The sequence below is a fragment of the Stenotrophomonas sp. YJH_SMC_32 genome, from assembly GCF_059369975.1.
The window spans coordinates 129311-147418 of sequence record NZ_JCAFTE010000002.1; the positions used below are offsets into that span (position 1 = coordinate 129311).

Genomic DNA, 18108 nt, shown 5'->3' on the forward strand with positions numbered 1-18108 from the left:
CAGCACTCAGACGTCGGCGTGGGCCAGCGCGTGCAGGCGCCCTTCGCGCAGCTCCAGCACCCGGTCCAGGCGCCGCGCCAGGCTGCGGTCGTGGGTCACCAGCACCAGGCTGGTATGGCGCGCGCGGTTGAGTTCCAGCATCAGCTCGAACACGGTGCCGGCGGTGCGGTCATCCAGGTTGCCGGTCGGCTCGTCGCCGAGCACGCAGGCCGGATGGTTGACCAGCGCACGCGCCACTGCGGCACGTTGGCGTTCGCCGCCGGACAGCTCGCCCGGCTTGTGGTCCAGGCGATGGCCGAGGCCGACCGCTTCCAGCAGCGTGGTCGCCCGGCTGCTCGCCTCGGCCACGGCGGTGCCGGCCAGCAGCACCGGCATCATCACGTTTTCCAGCGCGGTGAATTCCGGCAGCAGGTGATGAAACTGGTAGACGAAGCCCAGCGCCTGGTTGCGCAGCAGACCGCGCGCGGTATCCGACAGCGCCGACATGCGCTGGCCGGTCACATACACTTCGCCGGCAGTCGGAATGTCCAGGCCGCCCAGCAGGTGCAGCAGCGTGCTCTTGCCGGCACCGGAGGCACCGATGATCGCCACAGTCTCGCCAGCAGTCACGGTCAGGTCCAGCCCATCGAACACCGGCGTCTGCATGCGCCCTTCGGCATAGGTCTTGCCCAGCGCTTCGGCGCGGATCACTTCATCGCCGCGGTTGACGACCTTATTCATAACGCAGGGCCTCCGCCGGCTGGGTGCGTGCTGCCCGCCAGGCGGGATACAGGGTGGCCAGGAAGCTCATCAGCAGCGCGACCACTGTGATCGCCACCACGTCGCCGGTCTGCATGTCGGTCGGCAGGCCGGTGATGTAGTACACATCCTCCGGCAGCAGCTTGACGTTGAACACGCTCTCGATGGCGCCGAGGATGCGTTCCAGGTTGAGGGTCAGGGTGATGCCACCGATCAGGCCGGCCAGCGTGCCGAAGATGCCGATCAACGAGCCCTGCACCATGAACACCTGCATCACCCCGCCCGGGGTCAGGCCCAGGGTGCGCAGGATGGCAATGTCGGCCTGCTTGTCGGTCACCAGCATCACCTGCGAGGACACCAGGTTGAAGGCCCCCATGGCGATGATCAGCGACAGCAGGATGCCCATCACCACCTTCTCCATGCGCAGCGAGTGGTAGAGATTGGCGTTCTGCTGCGTCCAGTCACTCACGCGATAGGCGCCACCGAGGCTCTGCGCCAGGTCCACGCCCACTTCCAGCGAACGGTCCATGTCGTGCAGCTTCAGCCGCACGCCGGTGGCGCCGTCGCTACGCAGCACGCGCTCAAGGTCCTGCATGTTGGCGAAGCCGACGCCGCGATCGACCTCGTTGTACCCGGCCTCGAAGATGCCGCTGACGGTGAAGCGCTTCATCCGTGGCACTGCACCGGCAGGCGTACCCTGCACTTCGGCAAAAGTCACCAGCACCTGGTCGCCAACGTCCACGCCCAGCCAGATCGCCAGCTCCTTGCCCAGCAGCAGGTTGAAGCTGCCCGGCTTGAGGCTGTCATAGCTGCCCTTGGTGACCTTCCTGTCGATCACCGAGACTTTCGGCTCCAGGGCCGGATCGATGCCCTGGATGATCGCACCCTGCACGCGCGGGCCGCTGATCATCGACTGGATCTCGATGTACGGCGCGGCACCCGCCACGCGCGGATCCTTGCGGGCGACATCGACCACGCGCATCCAGTCCGGCATCGGTTCACCGTCGCGGCTGATGGTGGTGTGTGCGGTCATCTGCAGCAGGCGACTGCGGATTTCCTTCTGGAAACCGCTCATCACCGCCAGAGTGGTGATCAGCACCGTAACGCCGAGCGCGATGCCCAGGATCGATGCCATCGAGATGAAGGAGATGAAGCCGTTGCGGCGCTTGGCGCGCAGGTAGCGCAGGCCAATGGCCACGGGAATGGGTTTGAACATGCAGGCACGCCGGTCAATTCAGCTTATGGTGCCATCGACCGGGGCTGACGGGAAACGCTGCGTGCGGCCACGGCCAGTCGCAGTTCACGTCGCTGCCCGGAATCGAGCACATCCGGCCAGAACAGCAGGCGCCGGCGGCGCCGATCCTCACGCCACAGCAACAACAGCCATGGGCCACGCACGACCAGCCTTGGCGTATCGACGTCCCGCCCGGCCACCTGCAGTGGCCCGGGAAGCGGAGGCAGAAGCACCTGCACGCGCGGCCGGCGCTGGCGCCAGGCCAGTTCGGCCAACCCGACGCCCCAGGCCAGCAGCAGCGCGGGCATCAGCAGCCGCGCAGGCAGATCGGAGGCACGCAGCAACCAGGGGGCGGCCAGCAGCACCACGACCTGGGCGGCGGCCTGCAGCCGCGAGGGGCGCCACTCAAGGCTTGAGGGCGAGGATCTTCTGCATGAGGGGGATCGCGTGCGCATGCGGGCAGGCCTCATAGCCCATGAACCAGCGCCACAACTTATCGTCCTCGCAGTCGAGCAGGAACAGGAAAACCTCGCGCTCTTCGGTCGGCGCAGTGCGCCATTCGTGGTCCAGGTAGCGGCCAAACAGCTGGTCCAGTTCTCGCATGCCGCGGCGGCAGCGCCAGCGCAGCTTCTTCAGCAGGACATCGTCTTCCATCGTGCTTCTCCAGATACAGCAAAGCCACGCATGGCGTGGCTCTACTGGGGTCATGCATCTACCCTGCGCCGTGTATCAGGCGCGGCGCTCCATCATCAGCTTCTTGATCTCGGCGATCGCCAGCGCCGGGTTCAGGCCCTTCGGGCAGGTCCGGGCACAGTTCATGATGGTGTGGCAGCGGTACAGCTTGAACGGATCTTCCAGATCGTCCAGGCGCGCGCCGGTGTCCTCATCGCGCGAGTCGATGATCCAGCGATAGGCCTGCAGCAGGATCGCCGGGCCCAGGTAACGCTCGCCGTTCCACCAGTAGCTCGGGCAGCTGGTCGAGCAGCAGGCGCACAGGATGCACTCATACAGGCCGTCGAGCTTCTTGCGGTCTTCCGGCGACTGCAGGCGCTCACGGTCCGGCGGTGCCGGGGTCTGGGTGCGGATCCACGGCTTGATCGAGGCGTACTGCGCGTAGAAGTGGGTCAGGTCCGGAACCAGATCCTTGACCACGTTCATGTGCGGCAACGGGTAGATCGGCACTTCCTTCTTGCCGCAGTCCGAGATGGCTCGGGTGCAGGCCAGGGTGTTGGTGCCGTCGATGTTCATCGCGCACGAACCACAGATGCCTTCGCGGCAGGAGCGGCGGAAGGTCAGGGTCGGGTCGATCTCGTTCTTGATCTTGATCAGGGCGTCCAGGACCATCGGGCCACAGGCGTCCAGATCGACTTCATAGGTATCGGTGCGCGGGTTGCTGTCGTCGTCCGGACTCCAGCGGTAGATCTTGAAGGTGCGCACATTCTTGCCGCCGTTCTTGACGGGGAAGTGCTTGCCCTTCGTGATCTTGGAATTCTTGGGGAGTGAAAACTCGGCCATGGCTGCTCTCGTTGGCTCAGGCGGCCCGCGCCCGTGGGCGCGGATTGCATGGTAGGCGGGGTCGGATCAGTACACGCGCGGCTTCGGCGGCACCACGGACACGTCGTCGGTCAACGTGTACATGTGCACCGGACGGTAGTCGAAGCTGCACTTGCCCTTCTCGTCGACGCTGACCAGGGTGTGCTTCTGCCAGTTGACGTCGTCGCGGTCCGGATAGTCCTCGTGCGCATGCGCACCACGGCTTTCCTTGCGCTGTTCAGCCGAGTTGATCGTCGCCACCGCGTTGAGCAGCAGGTTGTTCAGCTCGTAGGTCTCGATCAGGTCCGAGTTCCAGACCAGCGAACGGTCGGAGACCTTCACGTCCTGGAACGAGTCGAAGATCTTGTCCATCTTCTCGCAGCCTTCCTTCAGCGTCTGGCTGGTGCGGAAGACGGCCGCGTCGGCCTGCATGGTGCGCTGCATGCGGTCGCGGATGACCGAGGTCGGGGTATCGCCGTTGGCGTGGCGCAGCTTGTCCAGCAGGCCCAGCGCCTTGTCGCAGGCATCGGCCGGCAGCGGCTTGTGCGCGGCGCCCGGCTTGATGGTCTCGGCGCAGCGGTTGGCCACCGCACGGCCGAACACCACCAGGTCGAGCAGCGAGTTCGAGCCCAGGCGGTTGGCGCCGTGCACGGACACGCAGGCCGCTTCGCCGATGGCGTACAGCCCCGGCACCACGGCGTTGTCGTTGTCGCCGACCTTCTGCACCACTTCACCGTGGTAGTTGGTCGGGATGCCGCCCATGTTGTAGTGCACGGTCGGAATGACCGGGATCGGCTGCTTGTGCACGTCGACGCCGGCGAAGATGCGGGCGCTCTCGGCGATGCCCGGCAGCTTCTCGTCGATCACGCCCGGGCCGAGGTGGGTCAGGTCGAGCAGGATGTGATCCTTGTGCTCGCCGACGCCGCGGCCTTCGCGGATCTCGATGGTCATCGAACGGCTGACCACGTCGCGCGAGGCCAGGTCCTTGTAGTGCGGTGCATAGCGCTCCATGAAGCGCTCGCCGCTGCTGTTGCGCAGGATGCCGCCTTCACCGCGGACACCCTCGGTGATCAGGCAGCCGGCGCCGTAGATGCCGGTCGGGTGGAACTGCACGAACTCCATGTCCTGCATGGCGATGCCGGCACGCATGGCCAGGCCGCCACCGTCGCCGGTGCAGGTGTGCGCCGAGGTAGCGCTGAAGTAGGCACGGCCGTAGCCGCCGGTGGCCAGCACCACGCCCTGGGCGCGGAACAGGTGCAGCGTGCCATCGGACATGTCCAGGGCCAGCACGCCGCGGCAGGCGCCTTCGTCGTCGAAGATCAGGTCGAGCGCGAAGTACTCGATCATGAAGCGCGCATCGTGCTTCAGCGACTGCTGGTACAGGGTGTGCAGCATCGCGTGGCCGGTACGGTCGGCCGCCGCGCAGGTACGCTGCGCCGCCGGGCCTTCGCCGTACTTGGTGGTCATGCCACCGAACGGACGCTGGTAGATCTTGCCTTCGGCGGTGCGCGAGAACGGCACGCCGTAGTGTTCGAGTTCGATAATGGCCGGGATGGCCTCACGGCACATGTACTCGATGGCGTCCTGGTCACCCAGCCAGTCCGAACCCTTGATGGTGTCGAAGAAGTGGTAGCGCCAGTCGTCCTCGCCCATGTTGCCGAGTGCGGCCGAAATACCGCCCTGGGCGGCGACGGTGTGCGAACGGGTCGGGAAGACCTTGGTCAGGCACACGGTCTGCAGGCCCTTGGCGGCCAGGCCGAACGTGGCGCGCAGGCCGGCACCGCCGGCGCCGACCACGACCATGTCGTACTTGTGTTCGGTGATCTTGTAAGCGGACATCTAATCTGGATTCCTGTGTAGGTGCCTGGGCTCAGGCAACGCCGAGGGCGATGCGGCCCACCGCAAACACACTGACGATCATGCCGAGCACGGCGACGAACTTCACCGCGGTCTGCAGCACCAGGGCCAGCAGCGATTCGTGGATGTAGTCTTCCAGCACGACCTGCATGCCGAGCTGCGCGTGCCAGAACATGGCGATCAGCAGGCCGATCAGCGGCACTGCATTCCACGGCTTGGCCACGGCGGCGGCGGCGGTCGCGTAATCCGAGCCCAGCAGGCCCAGTACGAAGACCAGGAACCAGATGCCCAGCACCACCAGCGCGGCGGCGGTCAGGCGCTGGTGCACGAAATGCTCGGTGCCGGTCTTGGCCGAGCCCAGGCCGCGCACGTTCTTCAGCGGGGTACGGAACTTGCTCACGCGGCACCTCCGAACATCACATAGGCCCACACCAGAAGGGTGATCACCAGGCTGCCGATGACCGACAGCCAGCTGCTGCGGATGAAGGCAGGGATGCTGAAGCCGATGGCGAAGTCCTGCACTACATGGCGGATGCCATTGCACAGGTGATAGGCGAACGACCATGTCCACGCGAACAGGAACACGCGGCCATACCAGGCCCCGGCATGGCCGGTGAAGCAGTTCCAGGACTCGGGCCCCATCATCAGGGCCAGCAGGCCGGCAGCGATGATGAGGGCACCAACAGACAGAAAGATGCCAGTGGCTCGATGCAGGATCGAGGTGGCCATCTGAATCTGCCAGCGATACACCTGAAGGTGCGGGGAAAGTGGGCGTTGTCTGGTCGCCATTCGCTGGGCTCGTTGTCTCGGCTGGGCGGCACGCGGCCGCGTTGGCTCAATGCTGATCAGAAATCGATGCAGCGTCCGTTTTTCTCCCAATCGCCATACCGCACCGGATCAAGTCCGCCGCGGCCGCCGAATTCCTCTGCTTTTTCCTGTTCCACGGGCACGGGTGCCGCGGGGACCAGCGGGGCTTCAGATTCGTCGTCGGGAGTGGGGGTTGTTTGGCCTATCATGTTCGGTCTCGCAACGCACAAATTTTAGACCTCGTTCACGTGCCTGACAACCTGCCCCCTGCTTTCGTCGGATATCCGCGCCTGCCCGGCCACCAGCTGCTGAGCCTGCAGGGCCCGGATGCGGCCGCCTTCGCCCACGCCCAATTCAGCAGCGATGTCACCGCCCTGCCCCTGCTGCACTGGCAGTGGAGCGCCTGGCTGAGTGCCAAGGGCCGCACCCTGGCAGTGTTCCAGCTGCTCCGGCTGGCCGACGATCACGTGATGCTGGTGCTGGCCGACGGCGATGCCGATGCGATTGCGTCGCAACTGCAGCGCTTCGTGTTCCGTCGCAAGGTGAAGGTACAGGTGCGCAGCGATCTGGCCGTGGCCGGTGCGTTCACTGCACCCGAGGCTGCCAGCGGCGCCGCGATCGCGCTCGCTGCAGGTGACGGCTGGGAGCTGGACCTGGGCAGCGACGCCCTGCCGCGCACCCTGCGCATCGGGGCGGCGGCTGCCGTTGCATCCGGCAGCGAAACCGATGAGGCCACCTTCGCCCTCGCCTGGCGCCAGGCCGACCTGCGCTACGGATTGCCGCGCCTGGACGAAAGCCAGCGCGAAGTGTGGACCCCGCAGCAGCTGGGCCTGGACCGCCTGAATGGCTACAGCGTGAAGAAAGGCTGCTACCCGGGCCAGGAAATCGTCGCCCGCACCCACTTCCTCGGCAAGGCCAAGCGCGCGGTGCAGCTGCTGCATACTGCGGCACCGGCACAGGCCGGCGATGGCGTGCTGCAGGACGGCGCGACGCTGGGCACGATCGCCAGCGTAGCCGATGACCTGGCGCTGGCGGTGCTGCCGCTGGAAGCTGGCGACGCCGAGCTGCAGGTGGGTGATGCCATTGCGCAGCGCGTGCCGCTGCTGGATGGCCTGGCCCGCTGAATCTGACGCGCCCTCATCCACGCACGGCGTGGATCTACTGACCGACCCGGTGGGTGCGGACCGTTGGTCCGCACTGCAACGAAGTAGCCGAGCATGGGCTCGGCTCTACAGAATCAGAGCCGCTCGCCGGTTTCCGGGTTGAAGAAATGCAGGCCCTGCGGGTGAATCGCCACGCGGATCTGCTCGCTCACTGCTGGCAGCGACTGCGGTGCCACGCGCATGGTCAGCGCATGCTGGCCACTGCTCAGATTGACGAAGATCTCGTTGCCGACCGGCTCGATGCCTTCGATGCGCGCGGTGAATGCATGCGCATCATCGGCAGCCGCCGGCTGCAGGTGCTCCGGGCGCACGCCCACCGCGATCGGCTTCTGCAGCCATGCCGGATCGATCGTCGCCTGGCCCAGCGGTGCACGCCATTCGCCGTCGACCACGCTCACGCCGCCGGCATCGCCCTGCAGCGTGCCACGCAGCACGTTCATCGCCGGGCTGCCGAGGAAACCGGCCACGAACAGGTTGGCCGGGCGATCGTAGAGCGCCATCGGCGTATCGATCTGCTGGATGATGCCGTCCTTCAGCACCACGATGCGCTGGCCCAGGGTCATCGCTTCGACCTGGTCGTGCGTCACGTAGATCATGGTGGTGCCCAGCTTGCGGTGCAGCTGCGCGATCTCGGTACGCACGCTGTGGCGCAGCTTGGCGTCGAGGTTGGACAGCGGCTCGTCGAGCAGGAACACCGCCGGCTCGCGCACCAGCGCCCGGCCCAGTGCCACGCGCTGGCGCTGGCCACCGGACATCGCCTTGGGCAGCTTGTCCATCATCTCGGTCAGGCCCAGCGTCTGCGCCGCCTCGGCAATGCGCTTGTCGATGGTCGCCTTGTCATGCCCGCGCAGCTTCAGGCCGAAGGCCAGGTTCTCGGCCACGGTCATGTGCGGATACAACGCGTAGCTCTGGAACACCATGGCGATGTCGCGATCCTTCGGCGCCACGTCGTTGACCACGCGATCACCAATGGTCAGCGTGCCACCGCTGATCTCTTCCAGGCCCGCCACCATCCGCAACAGGGTCGACTTGCCACAGCCGGACGGACCGACCAGCACCATCAGCTCGCCATCGGCGACCTCGAAGGTGGCGTCCTTCACCGCGACCTGGCCGTTGTCATAGACCTTGCGCACACCCTGCAACTGCACTTTTGCCATATCACCTATCCGGTCCGCCCGAAGCCGGGCTGTCTTTTGGGACTGCCTCGGCCCTCCCGATGGCAGTGATGATTGCGCGCCTGCCGCATGACGGCGAGCACTGCAATCGAATACAGTTGCCCATTCTGCCATGTAAACGTTTTCACGTGGCACTATCCGATGATCGGTGCGCACCGATCTGCGTCGGCGGTTGAACGAAGGTTCCGCCGAGGTAGTGGTTTCGAATGGAACGGTCTTCCGCAACTCCGGAGATCGCCCCTGACGAACCTCGGACAGGCAGTTGCGCGGATGTCCCCCGAACCCAGCCATGAAGCGATTGACAACGATGTCACCCGGATCTGAAACTCGAGCGATGCACGACACCCTCTTCCTGTTCGGTGCCACAGGTGATCTGGCCCAGCGCTACCTGTTCCCTTCGCTGCTTCGCCTGCTTGGCGACGGCCTGCTGCCGGAGGACTTCCGCATCCGCGCACTGGCCCTGTCCGGGCATGACACCGAAGCCTTCCATGACATCCTGCGGCCGCGCCTGCAGCAGGCCATGCCGATGGCCACGCAGGACGACATCGCTGCCCTGCTGCGCCGCATCGACTACCGTTCGGTGGACCTGCGCGACGTCGACTCGGTTGCCGCTGCGGTCTCCGACCTGGTGCACCGCAAGTGCGTCAGCTACCTCGCCATTCCGCCGGGCCTGTACATTTCCACCTGCGAAGGCCTGGCCAAGGGCGGCGCCCTCGCCGCGCCGGCACGCCTGATGCTGGAGAAGCCGATCGGCAGCGACAGCGAGAGCGCCGAGGAAATCATCAGCACCATCGGCCAGTGGATCGACGAGGACCGCGTGTTCCGCCTCGACCACTACCTGGGCAAGGCGGCAGTGCAGAACCTGATCGCGCTGCGCTTCGGCAATACGCTGCTGGAAGCGGTGTGGAACCGCAACTACATCGAATCGGTGCACATACTGGTGGCCGAGAGCGAAGGCGTGGACGGCCGTGACGCCTACTACGCCCGCTCCGGCGCGCTGCGCGACATGGTGCAGAGCCACATCCTGCAGCTGCTGTGCATGGTGGCGATGGAGCCGCCGGCGTCGCTGGAAGCCGACCGCATCCGCGACGAGAAGGTCAAGGTGCTGCGCGCCCTTCGCCCGCTCGACGCGAAGCACGCCGCGCGTGACAGCATCCGCGGCCGCTACACCGCCGGCACCATCAACGGCCAGCCGGCGCAGGCTTACCAGCCGCCGGAAGGCAGCGACGTGGAAACCTTCGCCGGTGTCACCGCGCATATCGACAACTGGCGCTGGAGCGGCGTGCCGTTCCATCTGGTCACCGGCAAGCGCCTGCCCGAGCGCACCACCCGCGTGGTGGTCACGCTGAAGCCGGTCACCCATTGGCTGTTCGAGCGCCCGCAGCGCGCGCAGGCCGCACCGAACCGCCTGGTGTTCCAGCTGCAGCCGCAGGAAAACATCGAACTGGGCCTGATGAGCAGCCTGGCCGGCCCGGAATGGGGCGCACTGGAACTGCATCCGCTGGAACTGGAACTGTCAGTGCCAACCGGCCTGCATCGCCGCATCGCGTACGAGCGCCTGTTCCTGGATGCCTTCAATGGCAATCACACGCTGTTCGTGCGCGACGACGAAGTGCGTGCAGCGTGGGCCTGGATCGACAGCGTCGCCGACGCGTGGAAGGACGCCAAGCTGCCGCTGGAGCCCTACCCCGCCGGCCAATGGGGCCCGAGCAATGCCGGCGAGTTCCTGCCGCAGGGCGTGGACGCACCGGACAGCGGAGCGTCGGCATGAGCGCCAGCTCGCAGCCGGTGCTGGTGGCCGACATCGGCGGCACCAACGCCCGCTTCGCCCTGGCCGATACCTCGCAGGACGCGCCGCTGCGGAAGGACAGCATCCGCGAATACGCGGTGGCGGAGTTCCCTTCGCTGGGTGATGCCGCGCGCCACCACCTGGAACAGATCGGCGCCAGCGCAAGCCGCGGCGTGTTCGCAGTGGCCGGTCGCGTTGATGGCGATGAAGCGCGCATCACCAACCATCCGTGGGTGATCTCGCGCAACCGCACCGCAGCGATGCTCGGTTTCGACGAACTGCACCTGATCAACGACTTTGCCGCACAGGCGATGGCGATCTCACTGCTGCAGCCCGAGGACGTGGTCCAGGTCGGCGGTGCCGCCTGGGTTCCGGGCAAGCCGGGCCAGCCGCGCAACTACGCAGTGATCGGGCCGGGTACCGGCCTCGGCGTGGGCGGCCTGATCATGCGCCACGGCCGCTGCTATCCGCTGGAAACCGAAGGCGGCCATGTCAGTTTCCCGCCGGGAACTCCGGAAGAGATCCGCATCCTCGAGATCCTGTCCGAACAGTTCGGCCGCGTCTCCAACGAGCGCCTGATCTGTGGCCCCGGCCTGGTCAACATCCACCGCGCCGTGTGCGAGATGGCCGGTATCGACCCGGGCCAGCTGCAGCCGGTGGACGTGACCGCCCGTGCCCTGCACGGTGATCCGCAGGCAATGCGCACCGTGGACGTGTTCTGCGCCGTGTTCGGCGCCATCGCCGGTGACCTGGTGCTCACCCAGGGCGCCTGGGATGGCGTGTTCCTGACCGGAGGCCTGACCCCGAAGATGCTCGATTCGCTGCAGCACTCCGGTTTCCGCCAGCGCTTCGAACACAAGGGCCGCTTCTCCTCGATCATGGCGCGCGTGCCCTCGTTGGCGGTGATGCATCCCCACGCCGGACTGCTGGGCGCCGCCGCCTATGCCACCGACGCCGAACGTGACGCACCAGGAGTTGCCGCATGAACCCCAGCTTCCACGACAACCGCATCGAGTTCATCCAGCACAGCGACGCCGACGGCTGGATCGAAGCGGTGGCCGCTGAGATGGCACGCACCCTCAACCACGACATCAATGAAGTGGGCCGCGCCCGCATCCTGTTGTCCGGCGGCACCACGCCGGCCCCGGTCTACCAGGCACTGGCCGAGCTGGACGTGCACTGGGACCGGGTTGAAGTGAGCCTGGCCGACGAGCGCTGGCTGTCGCCGCAGGATCGCGACAGCAACGCCTGGCTGGTGCGCGAGCACCTGCTCAAGCGCACCGAGGGCGCCCACTTCGATCCGCTGGTACGGATCGGCAAGCCACTGCCCGAATGCGTGTACACCGCCAACCTGCAGGCGCAGCACAGCCAGCCGCCGAGCCTGGTAGCGCTGGGCATGGGCAACGACGGGCACACCGCCTCGCTGTTCCCTGGCTCGAAAGACCTCGCACGCGCACTGGAAAGCACCCTGCCCTATGCCGCGCTGGATGCCACCGGCTGCCCAGGCGCGAACCAGTGGCCGCTGCGCATCACGCTGACCCCGCACGGCCTGCGCCAGTGCCGCCAGCGCCTGCTGCTGCTGCGTGGCAAGCAGAAGCTGCAGGTACTGCGCCAGGCGCTGGACAGCAACGACGCCCAGCAGTACCCGATACTCAATGCGATCAACCTGGAAGGCGCGCGCCTGCGCGTCCACTGGGCTGATTGATGTCGGCGGCGGCGCCGTGCCGCCGCTTGCCTCTCGCCACCATGAACGCCGGTAGCCAATGAGCCTCCATCCTCAACTGCAAGCCATCACTGAGCGCGTCATCCGCCGCAGCGCCGCCTCGCGCGCCGCCTATCTGGCCGCGATCGATGCCTCCCTGCGTGAGGGCCCGTTCCGCAGCCGCCTGAGTTGCGGCAACCTCGCCCACGGGTTCGCCGCCTGCGGCGGCACCGACAAGAGCCGCCTGCGCGGCGGCGTGACGCCGAACCTGGGCATCATCACCGCCTACAACGACATGCTGTCGGCCCACCAGCCGTTCGAGACCTATCCCGAACAGATCCGCGACATCGCCCGCGAGCTGGGCGCCACCGCACAGGTCGCCGGCGGCGTCCCTGCGATGTGCGACGGTGTCACCCAGGGCCGTGGTGGCATGGAGCTGTCGCTGTTCTCGCGCGATGTCATTGCCCAGGCCACGGCCATCGGCCTCAGCCATGACATGTTCGATACCACCGTCTACCTCGGCGTGTGCGACAAGATCGTGCCGGGCCTGCTGATCGGTGCGCTGGCCTTCGGCCATCTGCCGGCGGTGTTCGTACCGGCCGGCCCGATGACCCCGGGCATCCCGAACAAGCAGAAGGCCGAAGTGCGCGAGCGCTACGCCGCCGGTGAGGCCACCCGCGAAGAGCTGCTGGAAGCCGAGTCCGCGTCGTACCACGGTGCGGGCACCTGCACCTTCTACGGCACGGCCAACTCCAACCAGGTGCTGCTGGAAGCCATGGGCGTGCAGTTGCCGGGCGCATCGTTCGTCAATCCGGGCACGCCGCTGCGCGACGCCCTGACCCGCGAGGCAACCGAACGCGCGCTGGACATCACCGCACTGGGCGACGACTTCCGCCCGCTGGGCCGGATCATCGACGAGCGCGCGATCATCAACGCGGTCATCGCGCTGATGGCCACTGGCGGTTCGACCAACCACACCATCCACTGGATCGCGGTGGCGCGTGCGGCCGGCATCGTGCTGACCTGGGACGACTTCGACGAACTGTCGCAGCTGATTCCGCTGCTGGCCCGTGTCTACCCGAACGGCGAGGCCGACGTGAACCGTTTCGCGGCCGCTGGCGGCCCGGCCTTCGTGTTCGGCGAGCTGATCAAGGCGGGCCTGATGCACGGCGATCTGGTCAGCGTCGCGCGTGGCGGCATGTCCGACTATGCGCGCGAGCCGCAACTGCGTGACGGCCGGCTGGTCTACCTGCCGGGCCTGGAACACAGCGCCGATGACGAAGTGGTTCGTGGCGTCGACAATCCGTTCGAGCACCAGGGTGGCCTGCGCCTGCTGCGTGGCAACCTCGGCAAGTCGCTGATCAAGCTGTCGGCGGTGAAACCGCAGTACCGGACGATCGAAGCACCTGCGGTGGTGGTCGATGCACCGCAGGTATTGAACAAGCTGCACGCCGGTGGCCTGCTGCCGCAGGACTTCGTGGCGGTGGTGCGCTACCAGGGCCCGCGTGCCAACGGCATGCCCGAACTGCATTCGCTGGCACCGCTGCTGGGCCTGCTGCAGAACCAGGGCCGGCGCGTGGCGCTGGTCACCGACGGCCGCCTGTCCGGTGCGTCGGGCAAGATCCCGGCGGCCATCCATGTGACGCCGGAAGCGGCGCGTGGTGGCCCGCTGGCCAAGGTCCGCGAGGGCGACATGATCCGCCTCGACGGCGAGGCCGGCACGCTGGAAGTGCTGGTGGACGCGGCGGAATGGGCAGCACGTCCGCTGGCGCCGAACACCGCGCCGGCCGCGCATGACCTGGGCCGCAACCTGTTCGCGATCAACCGTCGCGTGGTGGGCCCGGCCGACCAGGGCGCGATTTCGATTTCGTGCGGGCCGGCGGCGGCCGATGGCGGGCCGTGGGAGTACGACGCGGAGTATGAGCTGGGGCACGATGCCGCAGCGGCGGCGGCGCCGCATGAGGCGAAAGACGCCTGACGCGAAAAGCCGCGGCAGGCTTCCCGGCTTGGGCAGTAGAGCGCCCTGGCCGGGACACGCCGTAAACCCCCTACGGGGCCGGCCCAACCGCTGGTGGTTGGGCGTTCGGGCGCTTGCAAAGCGGTGCTTCGCAAGCAAAGCGCCCTCACCCATGGGGGCTCGATCGCGGCATTCATGCCGCTCACGGTCCCGGCCAGGGCGCTCTACTGCCCTTGGACAATTCCCGGCGCGTCATTTGCGCTGCGGCCACTGAATCAAGAAGAGCAAAGGCAAGGGCAAAAGCATGGGTATCGAACAACATCAGGTGAAGGCGGCGGAGCTGTTGCATGCGGCGGGCATCCTGCCGGTGGTGACGATTCATACGCTGGACCAGGCGCGAGCGGTCAGTGCGGCGCTGCTGGAAGGTGGTCTGCCGGCGATCGAGCTGACGCTGCGCACGCCGGTGGCGATGGAAGCGCTGGCAATGCTCAAGCGCGAGCTGCCGGACGTGGTGGTGGGCGCCGGTACGGTGCTGACCGTGGAGCAGATGCAGCAGTCGATCGATGCGGGTGCTGACTTCCTGGTGACCCCGGGGACGCCGCCGGCGCTGGCTGATGCACTTGCCGCTGCGCCGCTGCCGGTGGTGCCGGGTGCGGCGACGCCGACCGAGCTGCTGTCGCTCTACGCCCGCGGTTTCCGCGTGTGCAAGCTGTTCCCGGCCACAGCCGTGGGCGGGCTGGCGATGATCAAGGGACTGGCCGGCCCGGTTGCCGACCTCAAGCTGTGCCCGACCGGCGGCATCACCGAGAACACCGCCGCCGAGTACCTCGAGCAGAAGAACGTGGTCTGCATCGGTGGTTCGTGGATGGTGCCGGGCAACTGGATTGCCGACGGCGAATGGGACAAGGTGCGCGCCAGCGCCGCCGACGCCGCGAAGATCATCAAGCGCGTGCGCGGCCACTGACATGAAGATCGGGGTCAGAGCCCTTTCCCGCCGGGAAAGGGATCCGACCCCAGGCTGCGAGCGCGCACAGCGCGCGACCCGCTCCTGCTCTTCAATCTTCATTCCGCGGTGGCGGCGCACGGAAACTGTCGGTAGCCCTGCGGAGGGATTGCGCAGGGGCGTAAGCGCCATGGATGGCGCGCCGAGCCTTCAGCGATGGATTCACGGCGTCCCCTGCGCGGTCCCTCCGCAGGGCCAACCCCAGAAATCCAACCGCACCACCGCGAGGGGCTCAGCCGTTGGCCGAAACCCTTACAACGGCCGCGCCGGATCCACCAGCCCGTACTGGCTGGCCATGCGCGCCAGCGCGATGTTGTCGTGGATCCCCATCTTCTCGAACAACCGCGCCTTGTGCGTGTTCACCGTCTTGGCACTCAGGCTCAGGCGCCGCGCGATGTCTTCCTGGCGCAGGCCCTGGGTCAGCAGCAAGGCTACTTCCAGTTCGCGCGGCGACAGGCTGTCGAACGGCGATCCATTGCCCTCCACCGTCGACAGGGCCAGGTTCTGCGCGATGCTGGTGCCCAGGTAGCGACGGCCCATGGCCACATCGCGCACCGCGCGCAGCAGCTCCTGTGCATCGCAGCCCTTGCCGATGTAGCCCGCGGCCCCCGCCTCCAGCAAGCGCTTCGGCAGCGGCCCGTCTTCCAGCACCGATACGATCACCACGCGGGTGTTGCGGTGGCTGCGGACGATGCGCTCGGTCACTTCCATGCCACTCACACCGGGCAGGTGCAGGTCGCACAGCACCACGTCCGGCAACAGCTGGCGGACGTCGCGCAGTGCGTCTTCACCCGTCTCGGCTTCGCCCACCACCTCGATGTCGGTCTCCCCCGACAGGATCATCTTCATCCCGGTGCGGACCAGCGCATGGTCATCCACCAGGTAGACTCGAATCGTCATTCACGTACCTCTTCGAATGGGGCCATTGCAGGTCAAGCTAGGCAGGGCGCCGATACCCCTGCAAGCGCGTCCGGGACGCGATCCAGGCGTTCTGCCTTGCGCATCACAGTAACGCGCGTTGTGCTTGCCCCCTGTCTTGCAGAACCTGCTGCAACGAAACAACTGATCTATTACGTAGACGCCCCGGAAGGGTCATCCACGTCACCCCCCTGTGATGATGCTTCGCTGGCCGTCGCTGGCGGCGAATCCCGACGTCGCCAAGGATGCCGGCGACTGAACATGACCAGATAGCACCCTACCACCCAAACCAGCGCGGCACACCATCCGGCCAGGATGTCCGAGGGATAATGCACGCCCAGATAGACCCGTGAGACGCTCACCAGCAGGCTGAACGGGGGCGCCAGCAGCAGTACCGGCCAGCGCCAGCGGGTATTCCAGGCCAGCAGCACCAGGGTCGCGGCAAGGGTCATCGAGCCCATGGCGTGCCCGCTGGGGAAGCTGAACGTCGATTCCGGCGCAATCGACTCCCACAGGCTGGGGCGCTGGCGCTGGAAGAAGTGCTTGCTGCCCATGTTCAGCAACGCCGATCCCGCGAAACTGACCGCGACGAAGGTCGCCTCGCGCCAGCGCCGGTAGCCCAGCAGCGCACCGATGATCAGCACGTCAGCAGGGATCAGGAACCACTCGTAGCCCAGTTTCGAGATGAGCACGAAGAAGCGGTCCAGCCATGGCGAATGCAGGCCATGCATCTGCCACAGCAGCGGCGCATCGAAATGGAACGATTCAAATTCGTGCACTTCGTCAGCCAAGGCGACGAAGCCCGCCAACGGCAGCAGTACGCCACCGAACAGCAGGACCAGGCGCCAGGCGTTGCGCGCCATCCAGTGGCGGAAACCGGAGGCCGACTCCGGAGCGGCGAGGATCGCAGGCTTATCCGGCGCTTCGGACATATTTGTGTTCGACGTAATCGTCGATCAGGGCGACGAACTCCTGGGCGATGTTGTCGCCACGCAGGGTCACCTTCTTCTCGCCATCGACGAATACCGGTGCTGCCGGCGTCTCGCCCGTGCCCGGCAGGGAGATGCCGATGTTGGCATGGCGCGACTCACCCGGCCCATTGACAATGCAGCCCATCACCGCCAGGGTCATGTTCTCCGCACCCGGGTGGTGGATCTTCCACAGCGGCATCTTCTCGCGCACATGGTTCTGCACCACTTTGGCCAGTTCCTGGAAGAACTCGGAGGTGGTGCGGCCGCAGCCCGGGCAGGCCGTGACCAGCGGCGTGAAGGCGCGCTGGCCGGTGGTCTGCAGCAGTTCCTGGGCGACGATCACTTCCTGCGTGCGCGACTGGCCCGGTTCCGGGGTCAGCGAGATGCGGATAGTGTCACCGATGCCTTCCTGCAGCAGCACGCTCAGCGCTGCCGACGAGGCGACGATGCCCTTGCTGCCGATACCGGCTTCGGTCAGGCCCAGGTGCAGGGCGAAGTCCGAGCGCTGCGCCAGGTCGCGGTACACCGCGATCAGTTCCTGCACGCCACTGACCTTGGCCGACAGCACGATCCGATCGCGCGGCAGGCCCAGTTCCACGGCCTGCTCGGCCGAATCCAGCGCCGAACGGATCAGCGCCTCACGCAGCACGCGGCCGGCGTCCCAGGGCTGCTCGCGCAGGTTGTTCTCGTCCATCAGCCTGGCCGCCAGGGCCTGGTCCAGCGAGCCCCAGTTGGCACCGATGCGCACCGGCTTGTTGTAGCGGATCGCGAACTCGATCAACTGGGCGAACTGCAGGTCCTTCTTCTTGCCGAAGCCGACATTGCCCGGGTTGATGCGGTACTTGGCCAACGCTTCCGCACATGCCGGTTCGGCAGTGAGCAGCTGGTGGCCGTTGTAGTGGAAGTCACCGATCAGCGGTACATCGATACCCATCATCGCCAGCTTGTCGACGATGCGCGGAATGGCCGCAGCGGCTTCCACGGTGTTGACGGTCAACCGCACCATCTCCGAACCTGCACGCCACAACTCGGCCACCTGCTTCACGCTGGAGGCCACGTCGGAGGTATCGGTGTTGGTCATCGACTGCACCACCACCGGCTTGCCTCCGCCTACGGTGACCCCGCCGATCTGGACGGCATGGGTCTGGCGACGGGGCCAGGCGGTGGCATCGGAGGGGGGAGTCGGGCGGGTGACGGCGTCGTGCATGGGCGCATTCTACCGCCCACTCCCGCATTCGGGGTGACTCGCATTCAGCCTGCG

19 protein-coding genes are annotated in these 18108 nt (G+C 66.7%); 6 read left to right on the forward strand and 13 right to left on the reverse strand.

Annotated elements, in window-relative coordinates; translation table 11 throughout:
- Positions 1-6 precede the first annotated feature (6 nt).
- From lolD to AC5P7S_RS04590, 9 genes are all read right to left on the reverse strand, one after another.
- The gene (lolD, locus tag AC5P7S_RS04550; protein ID WP_032954095.1) at positions 7-720 is read right to left on the reverse strand and encodes a lipoprotein-releasing ABC transporter ATP-binding protein LolD; all 714 of its coding nucleotides are present in this window, start codon (positions 718-720) and stop codon (positions 7-9) included.
- Entirely contained in the window at positions 713-1954 is a 1242-nt protein-coding gene (locus AC5P7S_RS04555) for a lipoprotein-releasing ABC transporter permease subunit (RefSeq protein WP_053500548.1), read from the reverse strand. Before AC5P7S_RS04555 ends, lolD begins: the two co-directional genes overlap by 8 nt.
- A 23-nt stretch (positions 1955-1977) precedes the next feature.
- The gene (locus AC5P7S_RS04560) at positions 1978-2427 is read right to left on the reverse strand and encodes a hypothetical protein (RefSeq protein ID WP_095377449.1); all 450 of its coding nucleotides are present in this window, start codon (positions 2425-2427) and stop codon (positions 1978-1980) included.
- Entirely contained in the window at positions 2378-2626 is a 249-nt protein-coding gene (locus AC5P7S_RS04565) for an FAD assembly factor SdhE (RefSeq protein ID WP_005416134.1), read from the reverse strand. The genes AC5P7S_RS04560 and AC5P7S_RS04565 overlap by 50 nt, the downstream gene beginning before the upstream one ends.
- 75 nt (positions 2627-2701) lie before the next feature.
- Entirely contained in the window at positions 2702-3487 is a 786-nt protein-coding gene (locus AC5P7S_RS04570) for a succinate dehydrogenase iron-sulfur subunit (RefSeq protein ID WP_005409079.1), read from the reverse strand.
- 66 nt (positions 3488-3553) lie between these two features.
- On the reverse strand, positions 3554-5344 hold the full coding sequence (sdhA, locus tag AC5P7S_RS04575) for a succinate dehydrogenase flavoprotein subunit (protein WP_014036803.1): 1791 nt from the start codon (positions 5342-5344) through the stop codon (positions 3554-3556).
- Positions 5345-5375: 31 nt separating this feature from the next.
- On the reverse strand, positions 5376-5762 hold the full coding sequence (gene sdhD / locus AC5P7S_RS04580; protein ID WP_005409077.1) for a succinate dehydrogenase, hydrophobic membrane anchor protein: 387 nt from the start codon (positions 5760-5762) through the stop codon (positions 5376-5378).
- A complete protein-coding gene (gene sdhC, locus AC5P7S_RS04585; protein WP_005416132.1) occupies positions 5759-6151 on the reverse strand; it encodes a succinate dehydrogenase, cytochrome b556 subunit in 393 nt (130 codons plus the stop codon). The genes sdhD and sdhC overlap by 4 nt, the downstream gene beginning before the upstream one ends.
- Before the next feature lie 56 nt (positions 6152-6207).
- A complete protein-coding gene (locus AC5P7S_RS04590; protein WP_005409075.1) occupies positions 6208-6378 on the reverse strand; it encodes a DUF1674 domain-containing protein in 171 nt (56 codons plus the stop codon).
- Between the two features lie 39 nt (positions 6379-6417).
- On the opposite strand from AC5P7S_RS04590, the gene ygfZ reads away from it, so the two are divergent.
- Positions 6418-7293 (forward strand): CAF17-like 4Fe-4S cluster assembly/insertion protein YgfZ, encoded by an 876-nt coding sequence (ygfZ, locus tag AC5P7S_RS04595; RefSeq protein ID WP_095377450.1) that lies wholly within the window; start codon positions 6418-6420, stop codon positions 7291-7293.
- Between the two features lie 113 nt (positions 7294-7406).
- Here the strand turns inward: ygfZ and AC5P7S_RS04600 are convergent, their stop codons facing one another.
- Positions 7407-8489: an ABC transporter ATP-binding protein gene (locus AC5P7S_RS04600; protein ID WP_005416130.1), complete on the reverse strand. Its 1083-nt coding sequence runs from the start codon at positions 8487-8489 to the stop codon at positions 7407-7409.
- 352 nt (positions 8490-8841) lie between these two features.
- On the opposite strand from AC5P7S_RS04600, the gene zwf reads away from it, so the two are divergent.
- From zwf to eda, 5 genes are all read left to right on the forward strand, one after another.
- Positions 8842-10278 carry a glucose-6-phosphate dehydrogenase gene (gene zwf / locus AC5P7S_RS04605; protein WP_005416129.1) on the forward strand — a complete coding sequence of 479 codons (1437 nt, stop codon included), beginning with the start codon at positions 8842-8844 and terminating at the stop codon, positions 10276-10278.
- Positions 10275-11282: a glucokinase gene (gene glk, locus AC5P7S_RS04610; protein ID WP_005416128.1), complete on the forward strand. Its 1008-nt coding sequence runs from the start codon at positions 10275-10277 to the stop codon at positions 11280-11282. The genes zwf and glk overlap by 4 nt, the downstream gene beginning before the upstream one ends.
- Complete coding sequence (gene pgl, locus AC5P7S_RS04615) at positions 11279-12001, forward strand: 6-phosphogluconolactonase (RefSeq protein WP_005416127.1); 723 nt, start codon at positions 11279-11281, stop codon at positions 11999-12001. The genes glk and pgl overlap by 4 nt, the downstream gene beginning before the upstream one ends.
- Before the next feature lie 58 nt (positions 12002-12059).
- Entirely contained in the window at positions 12060-13976 is a 1917-nt protein-coding gene (gene edd / locus AC5P7S_RS04620; protein ID WP_005416126.1) for a phosphogluconate dehydratase, read from the forward strand.
- Positions 13977-14259: 283 nt separating this feature from the next.
- Positions 14260-14919: a bifunctional 4-hydroxy-2-oxoglutarate aldolase/2-dehydro-3-deoxy-phosphogluconate aldolase gene (gene eda, locus AC5P7S_RS04625; RefSeq protein WP_049429315.1), complete on the forward strand. Its 660-nt coding sequence runs from the start codon at positions 14260-14262 to the stop codon at positions 14917-14919.
- A 291-nt stretch (positions 14920-15210) separates the two neighbouring features.
- Here the strand turns inward: eda and AC5P7S_RS04630 are convergent, their stop codons facing one another.
- The 3 genes from AC5P7S_RS04630 to ispG all read right to left on the reverse strand — a co-directional run bounded on the left by AC5P7S_RS04630 (position 15211) and on the right by ispG (position 18054).
- Positions 15211-15858: a response regulator gene (locus AC5P7S_RS04630; protein WP_005416124.1), complete on the reverse strand. Its 648-nt coding sequence runs from the start codon at positions 15856-15858 to the stop codon at positions 15211-15213.
- Between the two features lie 170 nt (positions 15859-16028).
- Positions 16029-16808, reverse strand: coding sequence for a phosphatase PAP2 family protein (locus tag AC5P7S_RS04635; RefSeq protein ID WP_095377451.1), 780 nt, complete (start codon positions 16806-16808; stop codon positions 16029-16031).
- Positions 16789-18054 (reverse strand): flavodoxin-dependent (E)-4-hydroxy-3-methylbut-2-enyl-diphosphate synthase, encoded by a 1266-nt coding sequence (gene ispG, locus AC5P7S_RS04640; protein ID WP_049423521.1) that lies wholly within the window; start codon positions 18052-18054, stop codon positions 16789-16791. Before ispG ends, AC5P7S_RS04635 begins: the two co-directional genes overlap by 20 nt.
- Between the last annotated feature and the right edge of the window lie 54 nt (positions 18055-18108).

Excerpts from the sequence above, each read along its gene's own strand:
- lolD (WP_032954095.1), bottom strand. The coding sequence starts at position 720 with ATGAATAAGGTCGTCAACCGCGGCGATGAAGTGATCCGCGCCGAAGCG.
- AC5P7S_RS04555 (WP_053500548.1), bottom strand. The coding sequence starts at position 1,954 with ATGTTCAAACCCATTCCCGTGGCCATTGGCCTGCGCTACCTGCGCGCC.
- AC5P7S_RS04560 (WP_095377449.1), bottom strand. The coding sequence starts at position 2,427 with ATGCGCACGCGATCCCCCTCATGCAGAAGATCCTCGCCCTCAAGCCTT.
- AC5P7S_RS04565 (WP_005416134.1), bottom strand. The coding sequence starts at position 2,626 with ATGGAAGACGATGTCCTGCTGAAGAAGCTGCGCTGGCGCTGCCGCCGC.
- AC5P7S_RS04570 (WP_005409079.1), bottom strand. The coding sequence starts at position 3,487 with ATGGCCGAGTTTTCACTCCCCAAGAATTCCAAGATCACGAAGGGCAAG.
- sdhA (WP_014036803.1), bottom strand. The coding sequence starts at position 5,344 with ATGTCCGCTTACAAGATCACCGAACACAAGTACGACATGGTCGTGGTC.
- sdhC (WP_005416132.1), bottom strand. The coding sequence starts at position 6,151 with ATGGCGACCAGACAACGCCCACTTTCCCCGCACCTTCAGGTGTATCGC.
- AC5P7S_RS04590 (WP_005409075.1), bottom strand. The coding sequence starts at position 6,378 with ATGATAGGCCAAACAACCCCCACTCCCGACGACGAATCTGAAGCCCCG.
- AC5P7S_RS04600 (WP_005416130.1), bottom strand. The coding sequence starts at position 8,489 with ATGGCAAAAGTGCAGTTGCAGGGTGTGCGCAAGGTCTATGACAACGGC.
- zwf (WP_005416129.1), top strand. The coding sequence starts at position 8,842 with ATGCACGACACCCTCTTCCTGTTCGGTGCCACAGGTGATCTGGCCCAG.
- glk (WP_005416128.1), top strand. The coding sequence starts at position 10,275 with ATGAGCGCCAGCTCGCAGCCGGTGCTGGTGGCCGACATCGGCGGCACC.
- pgl (WP_005416127.1), top strand. The coding sequence starts at position 11,279 with ATGAACCCCAGCTTCCACGACAACCGCATCGAGTTCATCCAGCACAGC.
- edd (WP_005416126.1), top strand. The coding sequence starts at position 12,060 with ATGAGCCTCCATCCTCAACTGCAAGCCATCACTGAGCGCGTCATCCGC.
- eda (WP_049429315.1), top strand. The coding sequence starts at position 14,260 with ATGGGTATCGAACAACATCAGGTGAAGGCGGCGGAGCTGTTGCATGCG.
- AC5P7S_RS04630 (WP_005416124.1), bottom strand. The coding sequence starts at position 15,858 with ATGACGATTCGAGTCTACCTGGTGGATGACCATGCGCTGGTCCGCACC.
- AC5P7S_RS04635 (WP_095377451.1), bottom strand. The coding sequence starts at position 16,808 with ATGTCCGAAGCGCCGGATAAGCCTGCGATCCTCGCCGCTCCGGAGTCG.
- ispG (WP_049423521.1), bottom strand. The coding sequence starts at position 18,054 with ATGCACGACGCCGTCACCCGCCCGACTCCCCCCTCCGATGCCACCGCC.